A 5,839-nucleotide genomic window follows, 5' to 3' on the forward strand; every position below is an offset into this window, starting at 1 on the left:
GGCACGAACAGCCAGCTGTTCTACGCGCCGTTCGCCCCCCGTGAGGATGCCGATACCTCGATTCCGCCGACCGTCACGTTTGGTAAGCCCGCGCCCAACAATTCGCCTTCCAACATGCCGACATTCGGTAACGCGACGTCGCTGGCGTCAGCCACGCTGCTGGGAGGATCGAGCACGTCGTACCGCTTTGTCGCAGGCACCGATCTGGGCAGCGTCGATCCGTTGGCTACGGCGGCGGCATCCGAGGTGAATATCACGCTTGACGGCCACTTTGCGGTAAAGGACACCCTGAGCGATCCCACGGTCGTGACCCAGAACGGACCGTTCTCCGGCAAGACGATATTCATGCCGACCACGATCCGCACCGGCACCGGCGACATCGATATGGTTTCTGCGGGCGATATCCAGTGGCTCGACGCAGCAGCCCCGGCGACCATCTACACGGCGGGTGCGCCGGTCGAAGGTACGGCGGCAGGTACGGATGTGTATCTCTTGCGGCCGTCGGAATTGCCGCGGGCGCAGAGCAATGACCTGACCGCTCCTGATGCGCTAGTGACCGGTCTGGTGAACCCGGATCATGCTGGCGATGTTTACCTGAAAGCGGGCGGCGACATCAGCAGTATCCAGAATGTCGTCGACGTTGATGGGTCGCAGACCAAGGCGCCACCGGGGAATTCCGTCGCGCAATACTGGTGGCAGTGGATGCAGACAGGTAACGCTGCCGACGGATCGAGTTCGTCCATCAACTTTGGCAATTTCCACCAGGGTGTCATGAGCATCGGCGGCAACGTGGACGTGGACGCTGGCGGCGATGTCAGCGAACTGTCAGTCTCGCTACCGACGACCTGGTACACGAATCCCGATGGCAAGTCGATCACCACCGTCGGCGGTGGCGATCTCTCCGTGCACGCCGGCGGCGACATACTCAGTGGCACCTACTTCGTTGCCAAGGGTACGGCGGACATACGTGCCGACGGCGCGATCGCGGTGTCTCCCTCCCTGGCCAGTTTTGACTCAGGCTTCCAGTCGACGGCCGGGGCCGAGTACACGACGCCTGTCTCCACACTGTTCGGCCTTCAGGACGCCCAGGTCACCGTTAATGCACGCCAGGGGGCCGATATTGGCGGCGTGTACGATCCGTCGTATGCAGGGAATGGCGCCCTCCATGTCCAGTTCTCCGCGGGGCATGCGGACGACCAGGGATACTCGACGACATCGTCCTTCGTCGCTGCATCGGTGGCCGGCGATGTCGCCTTCGGCAGCCTGCTGGCGCCGAATCAGGTGTTCTTCGGTCGCGGCGGCGCGAACGGCGAAACCATTCTTCCAGCGAACGTCGCTCTTTCTGCTTTAAGCGGAAGTATCGATATCCTTACGAGTGGCTCGCTGTTTCCGTCTCGCACGGGCAACCTGAGTCTTTTGGCGGAGGACAATATCGGGCTTGCCGGGCCGACTTTCGCTAGCGGCATCCAGTACTTTGGCTTGATCGATTCATCGCCGGACGGCATGCCGTCACCACTTCAGCCGATGGGCCTGGCGAACGCCACAGGAAAATGGTTAGGGGCTTCTACCGGTGTCCTGAATGGCCAGTTCCACGAGCCAGATTCGCTGCACGCTGACGATACGACACCCGTACGCGTTTACGCGCTCGACGGCGATATTACGAACGGTATGACGGATGCCACAGGCATAACGTATAGCGCCTTGGTGCTATTGCCCTCAAAACAGGCCGACATCCGCGCCGGCCGCGACATCGTAAACCTTTCGCTTATCGGCCAACACACGCGCGCGGCCGATATCACGCGCGTGTCGGCGGGTCGAGATATCTATGACACGTTCTTCCCCAACGGTAACGTCTTCGGTCCAAACACCTGGGCGCAACCTTTGGTGCCGGCACTGCTGGTCGGTGGCCCCGGTACCTTCGTCGTCGACGCAGGTCGCGACATCGGTCCTTTCGTAAGCCAGGCTGACGTGACGTCGCAATCCGGGCAATCGACCATCCCCACGGGCATCCAGGCCGTCGGCAACACCTACAATCCCTACCTTCCGCACGAAAGCGCGGACATCCTGGTGAACTTCGGCGTCGGTCCGGGCGTGGACACGGCGGGCTTCCTCGCGCACTACCTCAATGGCGGCGATGGCTTGCCCAATCTGGCGCCGGACCTCGTGGCCTTTATGGAGCAGCGCATCGCCGGTGAGCGCACGGCCACCGGTCATCTCACGGACGACGTGACGACACCGCTGACCGACGACCAGGCCCTCGGTCTGTTCGCCAGGGAACCTGAGATTGTCCAGCGTATCTTCGCTGACAAGGTCCTGTTCAAGCTGCTTGCCCAGGTAGGTACGGACTACAACAATCCATCGAGCCCGTACGCGGGCAAGTACGCTCGTGGCTACGCCGCGCTGGAGAGCATGTTCCCGAGTACGCTCGGATATACATCGAACGGTGCAGGGCAGGGTGGACTCAATGGCGGGGCTGCCACGGTGGATACCGGCGATCTGGATATCCGCAGCTCGACCATCCAGACGCAGCAGGGTGGGGACGTCACCTTGCTCGGCCCCGGTGGACAGGCACTTATCGGCAGTACATCGGCGCCGTCGCAAATTACCGACCCGAACGGCAAGGTCATCGCCGGACCCAACACCATGGGCCTGCTCACCCTGGAAGCCGGTAACGTCAACGTCTTCACCGACCGCAGCCTGCTGCTGGCGCAAAGCCGCGTATTTACCGAGCAGGGCGGCGATGTCACGATCTGGAGCTCCAACGGCGACATCAATGCCGGCCAGGGTGCAAAGACCAACAGCGAGGTTCCTCCGCCGACCTTCCTGTGTGATGTCGATGCATGGTGCCGTGTCGACGCACGCGGCCAGGTAAGCGGTGCGGGTATCGCCACGCTACAAACGGTTGAAGGTGCGCCCCCCGGCAACGCCTACCTCATCGCACCACGTGGCACGGTCGACGCCGGTGATGCGGGTATCCGCGTCTCCGGTAACCTGGTCATCGCCGCGGCGCGCGTGGCCAATGCCGACAATATCCAGGTCAAGGGCGATTCGATTGGTGTTCCCGTGACAGCGGCTGTCAACATCGGTGCATTGAATGCGGCAAGCGCCGCTGCTACCGCCGCAACGCAGGCCGCGGAAGATGTGGCGCGCAAACAGCAATCCGATGCGCGTGACAAGCTCCCGTCCGAGATCTCGGTGCATGTGCTGAGCGAAGGTGACAACACCTCGAGCGTCTCCCCGGCGGCGGGCTACGACAGCGGGTCGCCGGTGCAGGTACTTGGTCGTGGCGATGCGACGGGCCAACTGACGGAAGGGGAACAGAAGGCTCTGCATCGGATGTAATGTCTGCAACAAGGCGTGAAACATAGGGAGGGCGTTGCCCTCCCTATGCGTTTCATGACAGGCGATATGAATGTTCAGTTCGAACGTGATCCACGACACACTCGCGCTTGCCGAAATCACCGAACCGTCATACGCACGGACACCRCATTGGCACGACGGGGTAACGACGCAAGGTGATGCTTGCAAGGCCTCCACTCCGGGGGGCTTCTATGCAAAGGGGTAACACCATGCGTTGCGATTCTTCGATGGGAAACACCAGCATGAAGTTCATTGCGGGCGCCATTTTCATGTGCCTCGCTTCGGCCGCTAGCGCGGCCACCACGCTCGTCGGCGGTGGCGCCACGCTGCCGGCCATCGGTTACACCGGTGCCGCGGCGAACCCGGCCGGTTCGCCGATCACGCCCGCTGCCGGTTCGCTTTTCGGCTCCTACGGCGGCAATCCGGTCACCTACTGCCCGACCGGCAGCGGCGCGGGCAAGAAGGTTCTCGCCGGTAACGATCCGACCAACTTCCAGGTGAACGGTACCTGCGGCAGCACCACCCCGACGAACTTCGGCGGCGTGGGCCTTACCCAGGCGTTCTTCGCTGGCTCGGACGCTCCGCTTTCGCTCACCGAATACAACAACTATGTACTTGGCCACGGTACGGGCACGCAGCCGACCCAGCTGCCGGCCATCGCCGGTGCCGTCGGCATCGCTTTCAGGAAGACTGGCGTCAACGCGCTGACGCTTAGCGAAGACCAGATCTGCGGCGTCTTCTCCGGCAGGATCACTGACTGGAAGGACCTGACTGCAAACGCCGTCACCGGTCCGATCAACATCGCCTACCGCAGCGATGGTAGCGGCACGTCGTTTTCGTTCCTGAACCACCTTACTGCCGTCTGCCCGACCGTCGCGCATCCGGCCACGAGCTTCCAGACGCTTCAGGCCTATGCCACCGGCGCCTCGTCGTATTTCTCGGCGTACGCCAGCTCTGTCGGCGCAAGCGGCAACGCGGGCGTGACCGCTGCCGTCGCCGCGACCGACGGCTCCATCGGCTACGCCGAAGTCGCCAATGGCGTCCCGGGTGGCGTGAAGATTGCGTCCGTGACGAATACGGCCGGAACGACCATCAACCCGCTCACCGGCTTCGGCCCGACGGCGATTGCGGTCAACGTGGTTTTTGACAAGGCTATCGCCGATGCGCCCGCTACGGGCACGGGCCGTCCGGTACTGGTCTCGCTGCCGGTGACGGGTACCTGCGTTGGCCTGGTGAGTCCGGATGACTACGCCAACCCGGCGTCCGGCTATCCGATCATCGCCATCACCAACCTGCTCGGCAACAAGCAGGGTAACGGTACCGATACGGCTGCGGTTCGCACCCTTCTCGGCTCGCCGTACAACACCGCGATCCGTACGTCGGTGACCAAGATCGGTCGCGCGGGCACGGGCTATGCGTGGTTGAGCAACGCCGCCGGCGTCCTGAGCCAGACCAAGGTCGACAGCTGCATCGTCAACTGATCCACGCTTTCCGTCCAGGAAGGATGGGCGAAGGGGGTGGGCGTAAGCCCGCCCCTTTTGCATCTTCATATCCACTGTCGATCGTGCGACTCGCAGTTGAAACAAAGAGGTGCGAGCCTCGCATCATGGCCCGTTCAATGAACATTCGCCGGCATGCGGAAGCCGGGTTCAGCCTGCTCGAGACGATCGCTGCGATCCTCTTGCTGGCACTGGCGTTTGGCGCCGTCATGCACGTGGCCGGGGCGGCCACCGAGGTGACGGGGCACACGCGGGAACTGAATCGCATTGCCATGCTGGCCGATACCACATTGGATACCGCAGGGCGCCGGGAGCTGTTGCATGAAGGCACGCAGACCGGCTGGTACGACACGCGTCACCAATGGCGCATGATCGTTTCTGCACAGCAAGCCTTCCCGGGCCAGTCCCCGGACCTTCACGTGTATCGCGTCGATCTCGATATCACCTGGCGCGACGGACACGCGGAGCGTAGTGCGCACTTCGCAACGTTGCGGTTGCAGGATGAACCCAGAGCCGTGCCCGCGACGTCGGTAGCCGGCCCATGAACGCTACGCGTGGCTTCAGCCTGATGGAAGTGCTCGCCGCCCTGGCGCTCCTGGCCATTCTTCTGCTCGGCGTTTATTCGGGCGTTCGCTCGACGACGCTGAGTGTCGGCCATGGTTCGGCGGTTATCGCGCGCCTCGACGAGGTTCGTGGCGGCCGGGAATTTCTTCGTCGGCAACTGTCATCGGCCACCGCGTTGCCATGGAAGACGGTCGACGATAACGTGCCGGTCGTCTTTGATGGCGATGCCACGCATGTCCGCTTCGTCTCCACCTTGCCCGGCTACCTTGGCAAGTTGGGACCGCAGGTGATCGAGATCATGCTTGCGGATGATGGTAAGGAAGGCCATTCGCTGGAGGCACATCTCTCACCGCTGCCAGGAAGTCAGTCAAGGCTCGTCGCTGGTGCGCAGGATGTCCTGCTTACCCGCGTACGCT

Annotated in this window: 4 protein-coding genes; all 4 read left to right on the forward strand. The window is 62.8% G+C overall.

The genetic code is table 11. The annotated features are described in order from the left end of the window. Positions 1-3,342: filamentous hemagglutinin family protein (locus AC1DT2_RS14375; RefSeq protein WP_477297026.1), on the forward strand; the 3,342-nt coding region annotated here is incomplete at its 5' end. 260 nt (positions 3,343-3,602) lie between these two features. After that, positions 3,603-4,841: a PstS family phosphate ABC transporter substrate-binding protein gene (locus AC1DT2_RS14380; protein WP_477297027.1), complete on the forward strand. Its 1,239-nt coding sequence runs from the start codon at positions 3,603-3,605 to the stop codon at positions 4,839-4,841. 125 nt (positions 4,842-4,966) lie between these two features. After that, positions 4,967-5,404 (forward strand): hypothetical protein, encoded by a 438-nt coding sequence (locus tag AC1DT2_RS14385; RefSeq protein ID WP_477297028.1) that lies wholly within the window; start codon positions 4,967-4,969, stop codon positions 5,402-5,404. Beyond that, a partial coding sequence (locus AC1DT2_RS14390; RefSeq protein WP_477297030.1) for a prepilin-type N-terminal cleavage/methylation domain-containing protein occupies positions 5,401-5,839 on the forward strand: 439 nt, incomplete at its 3' end. The genes AC1DT2_RS14385 and AC1DT2_RS14390, both read left to right, overlap by 4 nt.

The organism is Luteibacter sp. P4_E6 (genome assembly GCF_056401535.1).

What these genes read in the sequence shown, in the direction of transcription:
- AC1DT2_RS14380 (WP_477297027.1), top strand. Translation starts at nt 3,603, where the DNA reads ATGAAGTTCATTGCGGGCGCCATTTTCATGTGCCTCGCTTCGGCCGCT.
- AC1DT2_RS14385 (WP_477297028.1), top strand. Translation starts at nt 4,967, where the DNA reads ATGGCCCGTTCAATGAACATTCGCCGGCATGCGGAAGCCGGGTTCAGC.